At 63.0% G+C, this 19,311-nt stretch carries 13 protein-coding genes; 8 read left to right on the plus strand and 5 right to left on the minus strand.

The features are described from left to right. Positions 1-48 precede the first annotated feature (48 nt). The 5 genes from AB4N47_RS20035 to cobG all read right to left on the minus strand — a co-directional run bounded on the left by AB4N47_RS20035 (position 49) and on the right by cobG (position 11,872). Entirely contained in the window at positions 49-7,155 is a 7,107-nt protein-coding gene (locus AB4N47_RS20035; RefSeq protein ID WP_341638517.1) for a TcdA/TcdB pore-forming domain-containing protein, read from the minus strand. Positions 7,156-7,523: 368 nt separating this feature from the next. Beyond that, positions 7,524-9,224 carry a precorrin-3B C(17)-methyltransferase gene (gene cobJ, locus AB4N47_RS20040; protein WP_341638516.1) on the minus strand — a complete coding sequence of 567 codons (1,701 nt, stop codon included), beginning with the start codon at positions 9,222-9,224 and terminating at the stop codon, positions 7,524-7,526. After that, positions 9,224-9,958, minus strand: coding sequence for a precorrin-2 C(20)-methyltransferase (locus AB4N47_RS20045; RefSeq protein ID WP_373877941.1), 735 nt, complete (start codon positions 9,956-9,958; stop codon positions 9,224-9,226). Before AB4N47_RS20045 ends, cobJ begins: the two co-directional genes overlap by 1 nt. Next, a complete protein-coding gene (locus AB4N47_RS20050; RefSeq protein ID WP_024011415.1) occupies positions 9,955-10,581 on the minus strand; it encodes a precorrin-8X methylmutase in 627 nt (208 codons plus the stop codon). The genes AB4N47_RS20045 and AB4N47_RS20050 overlap by 4 nt, the downstream gene beginning before the upstream one ends. Then, entirely contained in the window at positions 10,574-11,872 is a 1,299-nt protein-coding gene (gene cobG, locus AB4N47_RS20055; RefSeq protein WP_341638515.1) for a precorrin-3B synthase, read from the minus strand. Before cobG ends, AB4N47_RS20050 begins: the two co-directional genes overlap by 8 nt. A 132-nt stretch (positions 11,873-12,004) precedes the next feature. On the opposite strand from cobG, the gene cbiE reads away from it, so the two are divergent. The 8 genes from cbiE to AB4N47_RS20095 all read left to right on the plus strand — a co-directional run bounded on the left by cbiE (position 12,005) and on the right by AB4N47_RS20095 (position 19,225). Next, positions 12,005-13,216: a precorrin-6y C5,15-methyltransferase (decarboxylating) subunit CbiE gene (cbiE, locus tag AB4N47_RS20060; RefSeq protein ID WP_341638514.1), complete on the plus strand. Its 1,212-nt coding sequence runs from the start codon at positions 12,005-12,007 to the stop codon at positions 13,214-13,216. After that, positions 13,209-14,306, plus strand: coding sequence for a cobalt-precorrin-5B (C(1))-methyltransferase (locus AB4N47_RS20065; protein WP_341638513.1), 1,098 nt, complete (start codon positions 13,209-13,211; stop codon positions 14,304-14,306). Before cbiE ends, AB4N47_RS20065 begins: the two co-directional genes overlap by 8 nt. Then, positions 14,303-15,019: a cobalt-precorrin-6A reductase gene (locus AB4N47_RS20070; RefSeq protein WP_341638512.1), complete on the plus strand. Its 717-nt coding sequence runs from the start codon at positions 14,303-14,305 to the stop codon at positions 15,017-15,019. Before AB4N47_RS20065 ends, AB4N47_RS20070 begins: the two co-directional genes overlap by 4 nt. 246 nt (positions 15,020-15,265) lie before the next feature. Further along, complete coding sequence (locus AB4N47_RS20075; RefSeq protein ID WP_341638511.1) at positions 15,266-15,577, plus strand: hypothetical protein; 312 nt, start codon at positions 15,266-15,268, stop codon at positions 15,575-15,577. Between the two features lie 48 nt (positions 15,578-15,625). Beyond that, a complete protein-coding gene (locus tag AB4N47_RS20080) occupies positions 15,626-16,024 on the plus strand; it encodes a DUF2946 domain-containing protein (protein WP_341638510.1) in 399 nt (132 codons plus the stop codon). Between the two features lie 48 nt (positions 16,025-16,072). Beyond that, positions 16,073-16,552 (plus strand): copper chaperone PCu(A)C, encoded by a 480-nt coding sequence (locus AB4N47_RS20085; protein WP_341638509.1) that lies wholly within the window; start codon positions 16,073-16,075, stop codon positions 16,550-16,552. Positions 16,553-16,573: 21 nt separating this feature from the next. Further along, positions 16,574-17,020 (plus strand): DUF2946 domain-containing protein, encoded by a 447-nt coding sequence (locus AB4N47_RS20090; RefSeq protein ID WP_341638508.1) that lies wholly within the window; start codon positions 16,574-16,576, stop codon positions 17,018-17,020. A gap of 84 nt (positions 17,021-17,104) precedes the next feature. Continuing rightward, on the plus strand, positions 17,105-19,225 hold the full coding sequence (locus tag AB4N47_RS20095) for a TonB-dependent copper receptor (RefSeq protein ID WP_341638507.1): 2,121 nt from the start codon (positions 17,105-17,107) through the stop codon (positions 19,223-19,225). The last annotated feature ends 86 nt before the right edge of the window (positions 19,226-19,311 follow it).

A 19,311-nucleotide genomic window follows, 5' to 3' on the forward strand; every position in this document is an offset into this window, starting at 1 on the left:
ACGCCGCGTACGGTCACCGTTCGCGGCGTTTTGCCGTGCGGAGCGACCTCAGTGCAGCGCTGCGATCACCGCTGTCAGGCTGACCGTGGCCTCGACACAGCGCGCAGTGGCAAAGGCTTGCAGCCCTTGAGCCAGCGTCAAGGTATGTGGCCGCCCGGCGATGGGCAGCATCAGTAGCAGTGGGCGTTGTCCGTCGAAATTGCGCACGATCAGACTGTGTCCGGAGTCCGGATCGGTCAGCACCACATCGTCATCGACCCGCGACATCCACCAATGCCCGCACTCGTCCAGATCCAGATCCAGCAGGCAAGGTTCTGCCGTTTCAGCATCCGAAGCCTGTCGTCCATCGACCACGATGCAATCCAGGCGCTGGAAGGACGCTTGCGACAGCCGATAACCCGAGGTCTGCGCACCGAAAGTCAGCAGCAGCCTGGCAACGTCATCGGGCAACAATGTTTCGATCTCTGTGATGTCATCACCCACCTCAAGCGCCAGGACTTCGGCGTCGCGCTGGGCATAACTGCCGGGCAGCCAGACGCCGTCGTTCGGGCCGGCGCTGAAAATCAACTGGTCGACCGGGTCGAACAGCATCGGCTGCTTCGACCCGCGCGTACCGAGAAATGCCGACCACTGCCCGTCGCTGCGTCCGGCCAGATCGAACAGCCGGTCAAGTTGCGGCAGGTAATACAGGTAGCGTCCGGTTGCACTTGCCACTTGTATGACAGACGCGTGGGCATGTCCGTGCAACAACGCTCGCAGGCGCGCACGTAACTGTTCATCACTCTGACCCGGCACATGAGACCAGCGATTTTCCACGCCAACGATCATTGCCGGCTGGTTATCCAGCAATTGCAGATGCACCCCGTCGAGGGTCTGCGCGACCAGCCCTTCACCCTGGCGTCGCACCTCAGCAAAAGTCCATGACGTCCAGACCTTTTCAGGCCTGCCGAGCGCCTCCGATTTCAGCAAGCGATGGTCCTCGGCAAACACTCCCCGCAGTGCTTCGATCGCCATCAGCGGCTGGCGATAAAGTTGTCCGGTGCTGATTTCAAGCAACCAGACCGCGCTGTTATCCGGGGTCAGACCGAGCAGCGCCAGCTCCTTGCCCTGACCGATATCGGCCACAGCGATTCTGCCATCGACACACCATGCCGCCAGGAACGCCTGACCTGCCACATCACGTAAACCGAAGATCGGCAACGGCAGCAACGGCGCTTTCGTGGCCAGCGCGGGCAATGCGCTCAACCAATCGGGATGTCTCCGCAGCCAACGCGGCCCGACACCGGCGAACCGCAGAATCGACGGCTTATCGGCCTGATCGAGCCACGCCTCATCGCTTCTGTGGGCAAGGGAAGGTACCCCGTACTGAAACACAATTGCGTCGTCGATCGCTGCCGCTGCCGGCACGTCGACGATATCGATTTCGAACAGTCGGCCGTCGTCCTTGGTGGCGATGAAACGCTGATTGGTCTGAGTGACCTCCACCACATCGCGCTCGATCACCACATTCTGCCAATGCCCGACCCGGGGTTCGATGCCGCGGCTGATCGTCCGCTCCTGCGGGCTATAGAACAGCACCGCGTTGTTTTCCGCGCTGGACGGCACCAGCATCAACAAGTCCTCGGGCCAGGACCGGTCCTGCCCGGCCTGAATGCACTTGCCCGTCGCCTTGTTCAGCCAGGCCCGGTCGCGCAGCCGCAACCCGGCATAGCCTTCCACGACAATGAACGGAGCATAAGACCAGCCGCTGCTGCTGGCGGGCGTGTCTGGCGATTCGCGCCTGAACGGGGCATCGATTTGTCGAAGCGCTTCGCGCGGTTCGAACCGATAATCCTCTGCCGCGAAAGTGATCTTGCAAGCCGTCAGCTCCACCTGCTGAGCGGTGATCCGATACTCGATGGTGGTGGTGCCATGCAACGCTTCTGCCGTCAGCCTCTGCGCAATCCGCAGCGCACCATCGGCTTGTTGTTGGCAGCCAATGATCGTCGATCCCCTACGCGGATTTTTCAGTCGGTAGCGATGCTGGACAGTACCGGTCAGCACATCGACCCGCCATAGCGATGGATGATCGGGATGGTAGAACCACGCATGGCGGGCGCTGACGCCTGCCAGAACCACGCCCTCGTTGACCTCCTGCGGCAGGTTACGTGCGAACAGCACCCGATCCCGCGCAGTGTCGTAATAGCCGGTGGTCACCACTGGCTGGCCCGGCGAATTGAACGGCACTCTGAAGTTACGTAACGGCAAATACGCTGCGGTCAGTTGCCCGCTTGTGACCTGAGCGCGCAGATAGCGCAGAACCGCCGCCGGGATGCCGCTGGCTGCCATGTTGGCGCTGCGCTGCTGATCCGCAGCTTCGTTTTCGTAGTCGAGAACAACACCGATCAGATGCAGGCTGAGGCCTGTCCAGTCGATCCGGAACAGCCCCTCGGCCAGCTCGATGACACCGTCGAAACGATTCAACACCACGCCATCGACCAGCATGTCAGGTGCGCTGTCGATGCTGTCCCGTGGCTTTTCCCGAAAGCTGACCTGTTCCACCCGGGCCCAGGCCGCCTGCACCGTCCACGTCACCCGTTCCCAGCCCTGCGCTTGTTCGAAATTCACCGCCAGCAGGCCTGGCACCAATCGAATCCGGTATTGCCCCTGCGGTGCGGTGATCCGGTAGGCAATCTTCTCGCGCCACTCTGGTGGCAGGTCCGGAACCACCAGTTGGCTGACCTCAGCGCTCAACTGCACCTTGATGGTCGTGGCCTTGAAGACCGGATGCAGCTTGTAGAGGATGTGTGGCGCAAACGGCGTACTGAACAGGTAGAACAATCGGTTACCGAGCGCGTCATATTCCAGCTGATGTGCCAGGCGGTCATGCAACCGCGGATAGAGGGTCGTGGAAAAAGGCACGGCCCCGGCGCTGCCGAGCTGATATTCGTAGCCGTAGTAACAGACGGGTGAACAGGGCAGCACCAGCGCCTCGGGCAAGGTCCCCCAGACGCTGCCGACAGCAGGCCGTTGAAAGGCTCTGGGGATGTTGATCGCGGCATGTCGCCTGGCTGGATCATCGTCGTACTGCGGCAGCTCCAGCGCACTGCCTTTCCAGGGGTAAAACTTCTGCCCCTCGAACGCCACCCTTCTGCTGTGCAGATCCACCTCGGTTATCACGGCCAGAGCGGGGAACTGCAAGACCGCACCAGCGCGTTCGTAAGATTGCTGATAAGCGTCGTGAATCTGCGAGAGGTGCTCGCCAATGGCCGCAGCCTTGTCCATGATCTGCCCGAGATTGCTGGCAATCGCGGTGACCCCGATACCCACGCCCAGTAGCGGCACAGCCAGCGCTGCGGCGAACGCGGCCACCGTTCCGCCCGCTGCCAGGGCGACAAGATCCAGACCCAGCGCCGCCGTGTTGAACGCCAGGGACGTGGAGAACCGCGCTCGCTGCTCATGATTCTCTGCCTGCGTCAGGTTGTAGATGTCGAAGCCGATATTGGCCACGGAAAATGCCACACCAACGCCCGTGGCGGCCTGTCCTGCCAGGCGTGCGGCGAATGAGCCCTGCTGCAACGCCCGCTCGGCCGCTGCTACCTGACGCACCAGTTGGACGATCTGCGCAGCATCGCTGGCGACACCAAAGCCCAGCTGTGCATAACTGACGTACACCTGGATCTGCAGAGCAACGGTCAGCGCCGGCACGGTATCGCCAGCGCGGTAATCGCGCTGGCGCATTTCACTGATCAGCGTCTGGATCGCAAAGGCAAAACTTAGCCGGCTGCCCCCGTCGTGGTCAGCCGTCTGCCCGGGCCTGGCCGCGCCGCCCTGCACGAGTCTTTCGACGTACTGCCTGATTTTCTGAAAGCGCGAATCGCGGGTGATCACCGTCAGGGTGTTTTGCGCATTGCGCGGATCGATCAGGGTAATGCTGGGGCCGCCGTCGGCTTTGTTGCCGAGGGTATCGAGCAATGGCACGTAATCACGCGCCAGGTTGTGCTCACGGCGCAAGCGCTCGGTCGCCTGCTCGAACTCGCTGGCCCAGTAGCGTGCATCCAGTTGCGCGAGACTGGCGCCCAGCCGAGCGTTTTCCCCAAGAGACCGGGTACGGGCCAGCGCTTGCTTGTGCCAGATCGACGCTCCCTGCGGATCGGCCAGTGCAACGTTGTGCAGAAAACTGTCCACGCGCAGATCCGATGACAGCCTGCGTTCGGCGATCGCCGAGGTGTCCAGTTCGATCACGTTGAATGGCGCATTGGCCGCATAGCCCAAGCCATAAAGCTTCGCCAGTGCGTTGTCGTCCGCGCTCAGATAACGCTCTACGCCACGCTGCAACTGCGCGCCATCGGCAAACCCATAGAGAGCAAAGTTGGGGTCGTAGAAGCGATAGGCCGCTTCCTCACCGGTTCGCACTTTGGCCAGCAGCAGGGCGTGGTCGCCAGTGTCGAGCAGCAGCACCGCAGGCGTCGCACTGGCGTCCAGCGCGGCCATGATGCTGTCCATGCGCTGCACGCCGCGAGCGCTGCCGACCTCGCCGGTGGGCAAGGCGCGCAGTTCGTCCAGCGCACTGCGCAACGCCTGCGAGCCAAGTTCGTCGGGACTCGCGCCGGCGTTGGCGACATGCCCGACCAACGCCCTTTCCGCCGGCTCGCCAGCGGCAACGGCGGCGCCCATCAGCAGCGCCAGCGGATAACAGCGGCGCCCCGGGTCGCCTGCGTTGTGCTGCAACAGATCCTGCGGCAACTGCTTGACCGACACCGCGCCGGCCTTGAAAAAGACGTCACGCACCTGGCCGCTGCGCTGCAAGATCTGCGTGCGGAACTCCTGCCGGGCGCTGCGCTTGATCTGGCCGATACGCTCGCCCCACTGGCGCAGCGTCAGCGGCTCGGACATGGCTTGCACCTTGAGTTCGCGGGTCGTCGATGTGGCCGTCGGCAGGTCGCGTTCCAGCCCGTTCTCGAACACCGCCGAGCGGCGCTGGCGCACGGCTTTTTCAATCGCATCGTAGCGCGCGAAAGTGCCGTCGCGGTCGGTGGCGATGGCCAGGTCGCGCACCTGTTGCCAGGTATCGGCGAACCCGCCATCGTCCACGCTCGTCGCGCCGAAAATCCCCCCGAGCACGACCCGCATCGCGGGACTCAGTTGCTCCAGCGGCAGCGTGCCGTGGGCGATGCGGCTGAACAGTTCGTTGAGATGGCTGACGGAATCCGCGCCACGGGAACTCGGCACCACGACAGATCCTTGCGCCAGCACCTGTTGGCGGGTGTCGAAGTCGATGACCACGGCTTGATCGAAGGTAACCTCCCCGCTCAGCTTGTCTCGCATCGCTCGAATGAACGGCTCGCCCAGATCATCCATCAAGCGCTGCAGCACCGCTGTCAACAGCACCGGTTTGCCCTCGACAACAGGCCAGCCGCGCTCGAAGATCAGGCTTCGATCGCTGAGCAGGTCGGACAAGCGTCCGGCATAAAGGGATTTGAGCTTGCCCTCGGCCCAGCGGGCGTGTTCCATCTCCAGCCAGTCTTTTTCCGTGCCCCTGACGATCCAGCCGGAAATGGTCTCTTCTTCGGTATTGACGTTATAGCCCTCGCGCAAACGCTGTTGCGCCAACACCTCACGAGTGAAAAACGGATCGCAATTGGCTTCGATGTATTCATGCAATCCGGCGAGGGCCGCGCCCGGGCCGGTGAGCGTTACCGTTCCCCCCGCGTCATTACGAATGCCGTCCTGGTAATAGGTGACAACCGCTTTGAGCAATTGGTAGGCATAAGCTTCATTCCAGTTGGTGAAGTTCGACCTGACCAACATCTCTTCGATGACTGCCGCAGCGACCGTGGTCAGGGTTTCACTGTCGGCCCACCCGGATTCCGAGTTGGCCATGCGTCTTTCAACTTCAGTAAGCACGTCGTAATTAAGCCGAATGACTTGCATGATCGACATCGTCATGCCGCTGCCCGGCTGGGCGATGAAATGTGCATTCATTTCTTCGCCGATTTGCAGCCCCATGCGAAAGCCGTTCTCACCGGCCTCCACGGTTTGTGGCGGCACGAACAGTTCAAGCACGTCGGGTTTGCTGCGAGCAAAATCCTCGAAAAGTTGTTTATGTTGTTGTGGAAGACTGTCGGTTCTGTCGGGGTAATGCTGTGGATCGCGTCCAGGCATCAACTGCGGGTTATTGTTCAACAGAAGTTGCAGAACCGCGATTTTCTGCGTCTGGCTGTAATCGCTGATATCGACACCGCCCAACTTGTCGAGCAGTGGCGGCAGATAATCCATGTCGGTATAACGCCCGCCTTCACGAAGTTCCGCCTGCAAGCGCACTACATCGCTCGCCGCAGCGAAATTGCCACGCATTGACACTTCGCGGCGGTAGACGTCCGCCAGCAAGTCGTCGGCTAAAGCGTGAGTGACATCGCGCAATTGCAGATCCGGACCCTCCATCGCCAGATGGCTGTCGAGGCAGCGCTGACGGAAAGCCTGCAGCGTCGCGCGGTCCTTGCCATACGCACGCACCATCAGATCGATGCGTGCTTCATCGGTTCGCCCCTTCCACTTCGGCTGGCTGAGGTAGTCGAACATCTGCTGTTTCAACACCCGTGCGCGGTCTTCAATCATCGTCGCCAGTCGCCCGGCATGCTTGAGTGCAGCGCCACCGGACGCCATCGCATCAGCCCTGGCACTGTCGAGAATGACCCGGTTCATCTCGAAAGCCAGCAACGCATCGCTGTCGTACCAAAGGTTGAAGCGGTAACCCTCCGCCGCCATCACCTGGCGCCAGATATTCATGTAATCGCGCTGATTGACACCGACTTCGCTGCCGCCAACCCAAACGAAATGGATTACCTTCGGAACCGGCCGGGTCAGCCCCGACAACATTTCCACGGTCGTCGAAAGCCGTGACAGATAACGTTGCAGCCCGCGCGCAATGTCATCGACAGCCACCGGGACAGGGGTTTTCTTGCGTTTGAGCAGCGCTGCAAGTTGCTCTTGAAACAAGCTCGCCAGGGTCAACAACGACACCGGATCGGTCGTTTGACTGGCTTGCTGGTAACAGTCGTTCAGCGCTTGGTACTGCGCCGAGGCAGAGAACTCCCGCAACGTCCTGGAAAGCACTGAATACTCTTGCGCAGATATGAACGCTCGCCCGAACGAATAATCGTTTTTCAAAGCCATTACACACTCCTTGTTTATTAAATGGCTCATTGACCGCGCACACTTTCGCGCCGCTGCAGAGCGGTAGATTGATTTGAACGACACTCGACAAGTGCTGTGAACACAGCACCCTAGTGGGCGGATACGCGCCACACAAACAACAAGGAATACAAAGCTTGTCCCCGGCAATATCTGATAACACCGGAGCAGTACGCTGTAACGGCAGCGAAATAATTAGCGGACCGGCGCGACCGTCAGGCATAAAAAATGGTCCTGCCCTGTGGGACATGACCATTGTTTATTGCTGGTGGAAAACAATTGAAACTTCAATCGGACTTACAACCGCTCAAACTTTCCCGTCGCTGAGAATTGCATGAGCGGAGGGTTTTTCAGGAAAGCGGTTTTTCACCATACCAACGCGGCGTGTACACCCATTCACCGCCCCCGGCACGGGCGAAGGTGCAGGTGGTCGAAGAGCCGATCAACACCATGGTGCGCATGTCCACCTGTTCCGGTGTCAATGCGCCCAGGGTCGTGGTGCGCAGCGTCTGCCCCGGCCGGCCGATGTCCCGACCAAGGACCACCGGTGTTTCAGGCAAGCGGTGATGCGCAACGATCTCCAGCGCCCGGCCCAACTGCCACGGGCGCGCCCGGGAAATCGGGTTGTAGAACGCCAGGGCCAGATCCGCTTCGGCGGCCAGATCCAGACGCTTTTCGATGATCGACCACGGCTTGAGGTTGTCCGACAGCGACATCACGCAGAAGTCGTGGCCCAGCGGCGCACCGGCCTGAGCCGCAGTGGCCAGCGAGGCGGAAACGCCCGGGAGGATTTCCAGATCAACGCTGTGCCACGCCGGATCGTCCGATTCGTGCAGGGCTTCGAGCACCGCAGCGGCCATGGCGAATACGCCCGGGTCGCCCGAGGAAACCACGATCACCGAGCGTCCCTCGGCAGCGAGGCGGAAAGCATGGCGGGCGCGCTGCATTTCTTCGCGATTGTCGGTGCAGTGCTGCACCTGATCATCGCGGAACGGGCCGGCCATGCGCACGTAGGTTTCATAGCCAAGCACATCGGTGGCGCGGGCCAGTTCGGCTTTCACCGCGGGCACCATCAGTTCGGCGGCGCCGGGGCCAAGGCCAATGACCGCGAGGCGACCACGCGGGCGGCCGATCTGCGCGACGTCCAGCGGTTGCTCGGCAATCGCGATCGCCAGATGTTCCGCGCTGATCACCTTCGCCGCAGGCACTGCAACGCGCGCCAACGTCTGAAGATCGTTCTGCGCCGCGACGAAGCGCAGCGGCACGCCCAACTCGAGCGCAGCTTCGCGCAGATTCGATGCGGCCATTTCAGCGTCCGCTGCCACCAGACACGCCAGTGCCGGCACGGCGACGCTGGCCTGGTGCAACGCAGCGCGAATGGCGTTCGGCAGATCCGCCACGTCAGCGCTCACTGCCACCGCCACACTGCGCGGGTAAATCAGCAATTCATCGGCACTGGCCACCCGCTGCGCACTGCTTACATGAATCGACCGCTGCGCCTGCGGATCCTGCGGCAACTGCGCCTGATCCAGCCACGGCGCCGCGCCTTCGATGCGCACACTGTGCCCGGCGAGCAGATCGGAAACGAAGCGTTTGCCCGATTCCAGATCCGCCAGTGCATAGCCGCTCGGCGGATTGAGCAGGCAGGTGCCAAAGCGCAATTCGCCGCTGGTGGTGATCGCCGGCGCCACTTGCAATGCCGCCGCGATCTCCCGCGCCATGACGTTGACCCCGCCGAGGCCACCGAGCAACGGCACCACCGCGCTGCCGTCTTCGGCCACGGCCAGCACAGCGGGTTCGGCGCCTTTCTCCAGCAACAGCGGCGCCAGGGTGCGAATGACAATGCCGGCCGCGCACAGGGCAATGATCGGCGTGTCCTGTTGATACAACGCGCGCAGGGTCGCGCCGAATTCCTCATAGCGGCTGTCGGCGCCTTCAACCCGTCCGGCAAGGCCATGGATTTGCGCCGCCGGGTAGACCTGCTGAATGCGCCGCGCCGTGGCGAGGCTGCCCTGGCCGAGAATGACGATGGCGGGAGTCGCTTGGCTCATCAACCTTGCCACCGTTCGCCCGGGACGATGATCAGCGAGAAGTACGGCGAGGACATCGGCTCGACCTGATCCATCGGCACGATTTTCTGGTTGGCCATGGTCGCGCGCTCGACATACAGCGCGCGCTCGGCGAGACCGAGTTCTTCCAGCACCTGACGCACCTTGGGAAAGTTGCGCCCCAGTTTCATGATCACCGCCGCATCGGCATCGGCCAGACGCCGCTTCAATTCTTCCTGGGGCAGCACGCCGGAAAGCACCGACAGGCTCTGATTGCGATACACCAGCGGCGCGCCGAGCACCGAAGCGCCGCCGAGCATCGAGCACACTCCGGGGACGACTTCGGCCTCATAACGGCTGGCGAGGCGGTCGTGCAGGTACATGTAGGAACCGTAGAAGAACGGGTCGCCTTCGCAGATCACCGCCACGTCGCGGCCGGCATCCAGATGCTCGGCGACCGCCACAGCGGCTTCGTCATAGAAATCGCTGATGACCTGTTCATACGACAGCGGCGCCGGCAACGCCTCGGTGGTCACCGGATAGACCAGCGGCAGCAGATTTTGCGCCTCGACCAGATGCGCCTCGATGATGCCGAACGCATTGCCCTTCTTGCCCTTGGCCACGAAATACGCGACCACCGGCGATTCGCGCAGCAGGCGCAAGGCTTTGACGGTGATCAGTTCCGGATCACCGGGGCCGACACCGAGGCCGATCAGACGTCCTTTGGCCTGCATCATTCGATCTCCGTGGCGAGGGCATTGACGGCGGCGGCGGCCATGGCGCTGCCGCCCAGCCGGCCTTGCATGATCACGAACGGCACGCCGCGACTGTCGGCCGCCAACGCCGCTTTCGATTCGGCAGCGCCGACAAAACCCACGGGGAAGCCGAGGATCAGTGCCGGTTTCGGCGCGCCGGCGTCGAGCATTTCCAGCAAGTAGAACAGCGCGGTCGGTGCGTTGCCGATCACCACCACACTGCCTTCGAGGTGCGGGCGCCACAGTTCCAGCGCGGCGGCCGAGCGGGTGTTGCCCAGCTCACGAGCAAGCTCCGGCACGCTGTCGTCGCGCAAAGTGCAGATCACTTGGTTATTGGCCGGCAGGCGCGCGCGGGTCACGCCTTCGGAGACCATCCGCGCGTCGCAGAGAATCGGCGCACCGGCCGCCAGAGCATCGCGCCCGGCCTTGCCCGCGCCCTCGGAAAATTGCAGACCGTCGACGGCCTCGACCATGCCGCAGGCGTGGATCACCCGCACCGCAAGCTTTTCCAGATCGGCGGGAATGCGCGCCAGATTGGCCTCGCGGCGAATGATCGCGAAGGAGTTGCGATAGATCTCCTGACCGTCGCGGATGTAATCAAGCATCAAGGGGGCTCCGGGAGCGGGCGTCGAGCAGGGTCGCGGCCGCATCAATAGTAAGGTTGCAGGCGTGCAGCGTGCCGAATCCGGGCTGTGCTGCATCGCGAAAATAGAGGTCGTAATGACCGGGGGCGACGGCCAGCAGCGTGGCTGGCGCGCAGTGGGCGGCGGCGCAGGAGCGCGAGCAGCCCGACAGGTGCACGCTGAGCCCTGCGGGCAGCAAAGGTGCCAGTTGCCGGGCATCCTGCTTGGTGTCGGCAAGGCCTTTGCCGCAGCCATCGGCGCCGGTGCAGGCGATCAGCCTTGTCAGCGGTTCGGCGTCGGTCGTCAGCAGGCCCAACGCCCGCAACTGCTCAAGCACGTTGTCGGTATCCGTGGCTTTCACGTTCGGCAGCAGCAGGCTCTGCCACGGCGTGAAGCGCAGACTGCCATCGCCAGACTGTCGGGCCAGTTGCGCCGCGCCACGCAGCATCGCCGGATCAAGTCGGCCCAGTGGCGGCACCACGCCGACGTAGCAGCGACCTTGCGTGTTCTGCTGATGAGCGCCGATGTGCAGCGCGTCTGCCGACGTCGGGCGCTGCCAGTTGCGGATTGCTTTGACCGATACGCGCTCGCGCAACGATTCAAGAAGCGCGAGCCTGGGCAACTCGTCGAGCAGATGGCGCATCCGTGTTTGCTCTGGCCGGGCCAGGTCGAGGAACAGCTCCAGCGCGGCGACCACCAGCGCGTGAGCGTTGTCCTGAGTCACAGCGCCGAGAGGGCGATCGGTCGGGCAACCGGCAAGACCGAATGCCCAGAGGACTTCGCCGTCACGCTCGAATGCCGACAACCACAGATCATGGGGATGTTCGAGCATCGCCAGCGCTTCGCCGCCATCGAGCTGCACGGCGAACTTGGCGCTCAACTCATGGAAGCGCGGATGGCTTTGCAAGGTGTCGAGGATTTGCCCTGCGAGCGGGCGCGTGTCGATCAGCATCTGCCGATCGATGCCGGCGGCCGGGCTGAGCATCAGATTGCGCACATCGTCGCCGGCAGCGTTCTTCGGCCCAAGGCCAGCGGCCAGCAAGCGCTCGATCAGCGCCGCCGATTGCGCACCGATGCCGCGAATCTGCAGGTTGCCGCGATTGGTCGCTTCGATCGCACCGCTCGCAAACGCTTCGGCGGCAGCGGCCACCGCATCGGCCTGATCGGCACTGATCGAACCGCCATCTAGCTTGATCCGACAGATACCGCCGTCCAGTGCCTGGACGATACGCAGCAACCCCGGGCAGGCCGAGGGGCGTAAGGCAGTGGACATCGGGCGTTCGTTCAAGGGGCTGACCGGTTGCGTGGCAGAGGCGCTTCGCGGGCGAAGGCGCGGTATTATGCCTGCTTTGTCCGGCGGCATGAAAAGTCTGCCCGTCGGAACGCCACGTTTTGAGGAATAAAGATGTCACCCTGGCTGACGATCGTGGGAATCGGTGAAGACGGCTTCAAGGGCCTGGGCAAGAATGCCCGGCGTGCTCTGATGGGCGCTTCGCGGATCGTCGGCGGCCAGCGTCAGTTGGACCTGCTGCCGCCGTGCATTGGCGGCGAGCGGCAATTGTGGCCGAGTCCGTTTTCCCTCGCGCCGGTGCTCGAGTCGCGTGGCGAGCCGGTCTGCGTGCTGGCCAGCGGCGATCCGATGTTTTACGGCGTTGGTGCCAGTCTGGCGCGGCAGGTGCCGAGCGCCGAAATGTCGATCATTCCCGCGCCTTCGTCCTGCGCATTGGCGGCGGCGCGCCTGGGCTGGCCGTTGCAAGAGGTGACGGTTGTGTCGCTGGTGGCGCGTCCGTTGGCGGCGCTCAATGCACACCTGTTCAGCGGCGTGCGTCTGTTGTTGCTGAGCAATGACGGCAGCAGCCCGGCCGCCGTTGCGCAATTGCTGTGCGAACGTGGTTTCGGCCCAAGTCGCATGACTGTTCTGGAACGTCTGGGCGGCGACGCCGAACGACGTATCGAACGCAGCGCCAGCGAATGGGGCGATGCGGCGGTCGCCGACCTCAATGTCGTCGCTGTCGAGTGCCTGGTCGACTCCGGTGTTGCCGGCCTGTCGCGCCTCGCCGGTTTGCCCGATTCGGCGTTCCGTCACGATGGCCAGTTGACCAAGCGCGACGTGCGCGCCATCACCCTCGCCCGCCTGGCGCCGAAACCCGGCGAACTGCTCTGGGATGTCGGCGCCGGCAGCGGCTCGATCGGCATCGAGTGGATGCGTGCGCACCCGAGCTGTCGTGCCATGGCGGTCGAGGCCGACGAGGGCCGTCAGCAATTGATCGAACACAACCGCGATGCGCTGGGCGTACCCGGCCTGCAACTGATTCGTGGCAAGGCGCCGCAAGCGCTGGATAACCTCGAACGGCCGGACGCTGTTTTTATCGGCGGCGGCGTCACCCGTGAGGGTGTATTCGAAACCTGCTGGGACCGGCTCAAGCCCGGCGGCCGATTGGTGGCCAACGCCGTGACCCTGCAAAGCGAAGTCACCCTGGTGCACTGGCGCGAACAATACGGCGGTGAGCTGACGCGCATCCATGTCGCCCAGGCGCAACCGCTTGGCGAGTTCGACACCTGGCGTCAGGCATTGCCGATCACCCTGCTGGAACTGGTCAAACCCCTCGATGCGTGACGAAACCGCCGAACAACCCGCGCCCCTGCGCAGCGGCCTCACCACCGGCAGCTGCGCCACCGCCACCAGCCTCGCCGCCGCGCGCCTGTTGCTCACCGGCATCGCTGCCGACGCAGTGCAGATCACGCTGCCCAAGGGCAAACAGGTGCAGATGCGCCTGGAGTTCTGCCGACTGAGCGAGGACGGCGCCGAAGCCGGTACGATCAAGGATGCCGGCGATGACCCTGACGTCACCCACGGCGCCCTGCTCTATTCACAGGTGCGACTGTCCGCCGAACCGGGAATTCGCTTCAACGCCGGTGTCGGCGTCGGCACGGTGACCCGACCCGGCCTGGTATTGGCCGTCGGCGAGCCGGCGATCAATCCGGTGCCGCGCAAGATGATCAGCGATCACCTGGCCTTGCTCGCCGCCGAAACCGGCTACGGCGGCGGCTTCGAAGTCACGGTCAATGTCGAGGGCGGCGCAGAACTGGCGCTGAAAACCATGAATCCACGGCTGGGCATTCTTGGCGGCCTGTCGATCCTCGGTACCAGCGGCATCGTCCGACCGTTTTCCTGCGCCGCTTACATCGCCTCGATTCATCAGGGCATCGACGTAGCGAAAACCAACGGCTATCTGCACATCGCCGCCTGCACCGGCAACGCCAGCGAAGACACCATGCGCCGGGTCTACAACCTGCCGGAAATCGCCCTGATCGAGATGGGTGATTTCGTCGGTGCGGTGCTCAAGCATCTGCGCAAAGTGCCTGTGGATAAACTCAGCCTGTGCGGCGGCTTCGGCAAGATCAGCAAACTTGCCGCCGGGCATATGGATCTGCACTCACGGCATTCGAGCATCGATTTGCCGCAGTTGGCCGAGTGGGCGGCGGCAATTGGCGCGGAGCCGGCGTTGCAGCAAGGCATTCGCGAAGCCAATACCAGCCAACAAGCCTTGGCCATGGCCAGCGCGGCGGGCATTGCTTTGGGAGATGAGGTTTGTCGCCATGCGCTGAATTTCGCTCGCAGCGTAGTGCCGGCGCAGGTCCAGGTCGAGGTGTTTGCCATTGATCGTCAAGGCGGGATTGTCGGCCACGCCGGAGGTTTTGCATGAAACGGATCTTGCTGCTCGGCGGTGTCACTGAAGCGCTGGCGATTGCCCGCACGCTCGGCCCACAACATATCTACAGCCTCGCCGGCGTTGGCCGGGTGCCGAGCGATTTGCGCTGCCAGGTTCGGGTCGGCGGCTATGGCGGCGCTGAGGGTCTGGCGGAGTTCATCGCCGATGAAGGTGTCGATCTGCTGCTCGACGCTACCCACCCGTACGCCGCACAAATCAGCGCCAACGCCGCCCGCGCGGCACGGCTTGCCGGCATTCCCTGCTGGGCCTTGCGCCGCCCCGCCTGGCAGCCGCAAGCAGGCGATGACTGGCGCGAGGTCAGTGACTGGGCCGAACTGATCACAGCGCTGCAACCGTTCCACCGCCCGCTGTTCACCCTCGGCCGCGAACCACTGCAACACCTCGACGAAATCCCCGCCCACCAGTTCTGGACCCTGCGCGCCCTCGACGTCTATCCCGGCAACCCACGCTGCGAAGTGATCGGCGCACGCGGGCCGTTTCTGCTGGAAGACGAGCGAGCGCTATTCGAGCGCCGACAGATCGATGTACTGATCAGCAAGAACAGCGGCAGCACCGCCACCGAGCCGAAGCTGGAAGTGGCGCGTGAGCGTGGCGTGCCGGTGCTGGTGTTGAAGCGACCTGGGTTGCCGGGGGTTGATAGGGAGTTTGGATCAGTCGCTGAAGTCCTCGCTGCCCTTTCCCACTGAATCGGCACGGCCCTTTGTGGGAGCGAGCCTGCTTGCGAAGACGTCAGCACCAGTAGTCTTCCATTGTCTGACACAGCGCTTTCGCGAGCAGGCTCGCTCCCACATGACTCCGGCTCGGCGGAATTTATGTCTCGATTCCTACAACCCGGCCAGACACCACCTACATAAATTCAAAACAACACCGACTTTCAGCGTTCAGGCACACCACTTACCCTTCGGCCTTTGAACTCAAAGGCGTGATATTCAATGTCAGAGAAATTTCTTCCTTTTGATGTTCGGGACTATCTGAAAACTCCTGCCGATCTTGGCCAGTACATCGAAGGATGTGCACTGGAAGATTCGGGCGATGGGCAACTTAACCGAGCAGCGGGTCGAGACGTTATGCAGACCATACGAGCACGAATAGAGACCGATGCGGATTTCGCCCAGGCATTGCGAATCGAAGCCGCTACACTCATTCATAACGGCGAAATCGAAACGGGGCGCAGACTGTTGCAACTTTTGCAGCAAGCACTGCGACACCAAACCGCACGACGCTTTTTTACTTATCGGCCCTGATCAGGCTAAATGGGCCGCGCCTGATCGCCCACCCAACGGACCTGTCCCATGAACCGACGCCGGTTAGCATTTGCCTGGATCGCCTGCCTTGCAGTGCTGTTCAACATGCTCGCCATGCCGCTGAGCGGGGCGATGGCGCAGGCGGCCAGTTCACCGGCCGAGCAGATACTCTGGAGCAGTTTCTGCACCGGCAGCGGCATGAAGATGGTGGCGATCGACATCGGCGCCACGGATCAGAAGGTCCCGCAGAACGACAGCCATTCGAACATGCAGCACTGCTGGTGTTGCTCAGGTGGGGCGCCATTGCTGGCGCTGCCGGGGCATTCGCCGCAGCTGTATTTCGCGCAATTTGAAAGCAACCGCAGCGTTGCGCCCGCCTCCCTGCAAGCCTCGACGCCGCGCCAGCAATGGCCGAGTCTCAATCCCCGTGCTTCCCCTCTGGTCTGATTTGTTCGCGCCACTAATCCGCGTTTCAAATCGTTCTGGAGAACTGCCATGTTGAAGAAACTCTTCGTCCTCGCTGCGCTGCTTTTGCCGGCGTGCTTTGCCCATGCCCACGAATACAAGGTGGGTGCGCTGGAAATCGCCCATCCGTGGTCGCAGGAACTGCCGCCGAATGCGCCGACCGTCGCCGCCTACTTCATCATTCACAACACCGGCAAAAGCGCCGATCGCCTGCTCAGCGTCGACTCGCCCATCGCTGCACAAGCGCAGTTGCACGAGCACGTGATGCAGGGCGATCTGATGAAGATGCAGCAAGTACCGAGCGTGGAAATCCCCGCCGGCGGCACCGTGACCTTCGCGCCGATGGCTTACCACGTGATGCTGCTCAACCCGAGCGATCGCAGCCTGCTCAGCGACGGCAAGCGTTTCCCGATGACCCTGCATTTCGAAAAGGCCGGTGACGTCAGCGTTGAAGTGCCCGTGCAGAAGAAAGCGCCGGAATCCGCTCAGGGCCACGTGCACGCTCAGTAACCGACCCGGCTGACTTCGCCCATGCGCTCGTTGCGCGCCAGGCCCGTCCCGCATCACCGTCAGACTCAAGCGCTGACGCGTGGCAGCTGGATCGCCCTGTTCGCCATGCTGATGATCTTCATCGGTCCTCTGATTTCTCAGTCGATGCCGATGGATCAACACGCCTCGACCTCGATGCCAATGAGCATGGACATGTCGATGGACACGCCCGGCATGGATCACAGCGGCCATGCAGCCCAGCCTGCGGCCGAGCATTGCCCGCCGCAATCTTCGCATCACGTGCTGTGGGAAAAATGCGGCTATTGCAGCCTGCTGTTTAACTGCCCGGCACTGACCGGCGGCGGCGATTTCGTCGCTTTCAACATCCCGCCACCGAACACCTTCACCCCACCCTCCCCGCGTCTGGGCCATGCCCGCCAACCCTTCTTCCCCGGCGCCCGCACCCGCGCCCCGCCCATCGCCACGTAAACACGCACCTCTGATTGCACACGGTTGAGAAGACAGCTCCAGGCTGCCGGCCGTGGTGTTTACGACTGTTCGATGGAAATTGTCATGTCCAGGTTTACTGCTGTCCCCTGCGCGGAATCTGCCCGCGCGCACTTTGCCCTGAATGAATCGCGGATTCGTTGCAGGCACGCGATTGCCGCCCTTTGCGGCCTGCTGCTGACACCGCTGGCGTTGGCTGATGATCACGCGAGCCACGAAAGTGAATTGAGCCCGACGGTGATCACTGCCATCGCCCCGAGCTCACCACTGACGATCGTCACCAACCCCAGGGATCCGCGCCAACCAGTGCCGGCCAGTGACGGTGGCGATTATCTGAAGACCATTCCCGGCTTCGCTCTGGTGCGCAATGGCGGCACCAACGGCGATCCGGTGCTGCGCGGCATGTTTGGTTCGCGGCTGAACATCCTTACTAACGGCAGCATGATGCTCGGCGCCTGCCCTGGTCGGATGGACGCGCCGACCTCGTACATCTCGCCGGAAACCTACGACAAGCTCACGGTGATCAAAGGCCCGCAGACCGTCCTCTGGGGGCCGGGCGCATCGGCCGGTACGGTGCTGTTCGACCGTGAGCCGGAGAACTTCGGCGAGCTCGGCACTCGCGTCAACGCCAGCATCCTGGCTGGCTCCCACGGCCGTTTCGACAAGGTTGTCGACGCGGCTGCCGGCGGCCCTCAGGGTTACGTGCGGGTGATCGGCAACACCGCGCATTCGGACGATTACCGCGATGGCAACAACGACATCGTCGCCTCGCGTTACGACAAGTGGAACGGCGATGTCGCACTGGGCTGGACGCCGGATGCCGACACCCTGATCGAACTCACCGCCGGCAAGGGCGACGGCGAGGCGCGGTATGCCGGGCGCGGCATGGACGGTTCGCAGTTCCTGCGTGAAAGCCTCGGCCTGCGCTTCGAGAAATCCAACATCAGCGAGGTGCTGGAAAAACTCGAAGCGCAGGTCTACTACAACTACGCCGACCATGTGATGGACAACTACACCCTGCGCACGCCCTCCGGCACCGGCATGATGGCGGGACCGATGGCGTCCAACGTCGACCGACGCACCCTCGGCGCGCGAATCAAGGCGACCTGGCGTTGGGCGGACATTCAACTGATCACCGGGCTGGATGCGCAGACCAACGAGCACCGTCAGCGCAGTGCGATGGGCATCGATACCTACAAGGACCTGCCGTACAGCAAGGACGCCGATTTCCATAACTACGGCGTGTTCAGCGAAATGACCTGGTACGCCGCCGAGCGTGATCGCCTGATCACTGGCGCACGGGTGGATCGCGCTTCGGCCAAGGATTACCGGCAGACCACCGGGTCGGGGATGATGTCCCGTCCCAACCCGACCGCCGACGACACCCGCGCCGACACCCTGCCCAGCGGCTTCATCCGTTACGAGCATGACCTCGCCGACAGCCCGACCACGCTCTACGCCGGCCTCGGTCACGCGCAACGCTTTCCGGATTACTGGGAGTTGTTTTCACCCAAGTCCGGCCCGGCAGGATCGGTCAATGCGTTCGACTCGATCAAACCGGAAAAGACCACGCAGTTCGACTTCGGCATGAACTACAAGAGCGCCGACCTCGAAGCCTGGGCCTCGGGTTACATCGGTGTGGTACGCGATTACATCCTGTTCGACTACACGCCGGGAATGATGGGCATGAGCACTTCGCGTGCCGAGAACATCGACGCGCGGATCATGGGCGGCGAACTCGGAGCTGCCTACAACCTGACCGACAACTGGCAAGCCGATGCGACCCTGGCCTACGCCTGGGGCAAGAACAGCAGCGACGGCTCGGCCCTGCCGCAGATGCCGCCGCTGGATGCGCGCTTCGGCCTGACCTACAGCGAGGCCAAGTGGAGCGCCGGCGCACTCTGGCGAGTGGTCGCCGCGCAGCACCGCATCGACGCGAACAAGGGCAACGTGGTCGGCAAGGATTACGCCCAGAGCTCGGGCTTCGGCGTGTTCTCGCTCAACGGCGCGTACCGCATCAACCAGCACTGGAAGGTCAGCAGCGGCGTCGACAACCTGTTCGGCAAAGCCTACGCCGAGCACCTGAATCTGGCTGGCAACGCCGGGTTCGGTTACCCGGCCAATGACCCACAGGCAATTAATGAACCGGGGCGCACGCTCTGGACCAAAGTGGATATGAGTTTCTGACACCTACCCATGTGGGAGCGAGCCTGCTCGCGAAGAGGCCGGCGCATTCAGCAGTGATGTCGTCTGGCATGACGCCTTCGCGAGCA

The organism is Pseudomonas sp. S3_G06 (assembly GCF_054667565.1).